This is a genomic window from Piscirickettsia salmonis LF-89 = ATCC VR-1361 (assembly GCF_000297215.2).
In the GTDB taxonomy this organism is placed as follows: Bacteria; Pseudomonadota; Gammaproteobacteria; order Piscirickettsiales; family Piscirickettsiaceae; genus Piscirickettsia; species Piscirickettsia salmonis.
Window position 1 is genome coordinate 1 of record NZ_AMFF02000023.1, and the last position, 1,957, is coordinate 1,957.

At 40.0% G+C, this 1,957-nt stretch carries 1 protein-coding gene and 1 pseudogene; both read left to right on the forward strand.

The genetic code is table 11. From position 1 onward, the window contains the following. A pseudogene (locus C200_RS15680) lies at window positions 1–319 on the forward strand (IS701 family transposase); the annotation flags it as partial. A 160-nt stretch (window positions 320–479) separates the two neighbouring features. Next, on the forward strand, window positions 480–1,769 hold the full coding sequence (locus C200_RS03700; RefSeq protein WP_016212236.1) for an MFS transporter: 1,290 nt from the start codon (window positions 480–482) through the stop codon (window positions 1,767–1,769). Window positions 1,770–1,957 lie beyond the last annotated feature (188 nt).

The following is a 1,957-nucleotide window of genomic DNA, read 5'->3' on the forward strand; positions in this document are numbered from 1 at the left end:
AGACGGGTCAACAGGTCACCTCTATTTAATAACAAATGATTTAGAGACGGATGGTGATGGGCTTTACAAAATCTATCAAAAACGATGGAAAATTGAAGAATATCATAAGTCGATTAAACAAAATGCAAGTTTAGCAAAATCACCAACTAAAACTGTTCGGTCACACGGCAATCATATTTTTGCATCAATCGTGGCATTTTGTAAACTAGAAACATTGAGTGTAAAAGCACAACTTAACCACTTTGCACTCAAATATAAATTACTTGTGCGGTCAAATCAAATAGCTTTTGAAGAGCTTAGGCGATTAAAATGTTTATGACCTGTGCGTAAGGTGAGTAACAAGGACTAATTGTTGTATGGGCTTTATTGACCCGCAAACTTTAGATTAGCAAGCTCTAGTTTTAAAGTTATATGTTGAGTTTTTGCTTATATTTTGTTAGGGTTTGGCCGTTTGTGTCAAAAATAAGGTCGCCTGTACGATGAGTGATTTATCTGTGTCTTCTGAGTCTATTGCCTTGTCCACAAGAGCTCGGCCTATAAAAGCGTGGGCTATTAGTTTGGTGGGAGGCTTATTCTTTTTTTATGAATTTATTCAGATGAATATGTTTAACTCGCTGGCAGGAAGCTTAGCTGCTACGTTTCATTTATCGGCTTTTCAAATTGGTTTAGTCTCAGCATTTTATTTTTTGGCTGATTCGATATTGCTTTATCCTGCGGGTGTGTTAGTTGATCGGCTCTCCTCACGCCGTGTGATTATTTATGGTATGGTCATGTGTATTATTGGCACCTTATTGATTGCCAGTGCCAGTAGTTCTTGGTTTTTAGTGGTGGCGCGCTTTTTAGAAGGCATTTCGGCCGCTTTTTGCTTACTTAGCATCTTGCGATTGGCCTCTCAATGGCTGCCTGAAAACCGTATGGCAACCGCATCAGGTTTGATTGTTACGATTGGTATGTTGGGTGGCGCCGTTTCACAAACGCCTTTAACGATGATGATTGAACAGTGGGGGTGGCGTGAGGCGCTTTATGTGGTTGCATTGATCGGTGTGATCTTGCTTGTGGTTGTTGTTATTGTTGTTAAAGATGCGCCAACCGCTAAGCAGCATGCTAAGTTGCAAACGGCAGCAGATAAGGTTGGCTTTTGGCAAACACTGGTTATTTTGGTTAAAAACCCACAGAACTGGCTGATCGGTTTGTATATTGCTCTTATGAACTTGCCAATTATGTTGCTGGGTGGCTTATTTGGTTCTCACTTTATGCAACAAGGTCATGGCTTTTCGGCCACTGAGGCGGCAACCATCAATATGATGATTTTTATTGGCACGATTGTTGGTTCAACGGTAGTTGGCTTTGTGTCTGATTTTTTAAAGCAGCGGCGTTTGCCGATGATTGTAGCCGCAGTGGTTTCATTGGTTATTTTCCTGATTATTCTTTATGCGCATGGTTTAACTTATGCAGATTATATCAGTTTATTTTTCTTGCTTGGCTTTTTTACTGCCGCCCAAATTTTGGGTTATCCAGCTGCACAAGCCTCAAATCCGGCGAAGATTGTTGGCTCAGCACTTGGCTTTGTTTCGGTGATTATCATGACTGCACCGACTTTGCTACAGCCTTTAACCGGTTGGTTGATGGGACTAGCGGGAGGACATCTGATAAATGGAGTGATGCAATACTCATTAATTAGCTATCAATATGCATTACAAATTCTTGTTATAGGCTTTGTGATTAGTATTTTTTGTGCTTATAAATTACCTGAAACGTATAAAAAATAATTGATTTATTGCGCGAAGGTATGGCTTGAGTGATTGTTAGGCGATGTTATTCGTTCATGCCTCTCCGTTTCTTAATAAAAACTTTGATGCTTCTTTCATTTGTTGTCTTTCGGCTGTGTGTTCGAAGAAAAACCAATTGCCTGTTTTGTGTTTGTGAATAGCATTAGCAACTCACCTTACGCACAGGT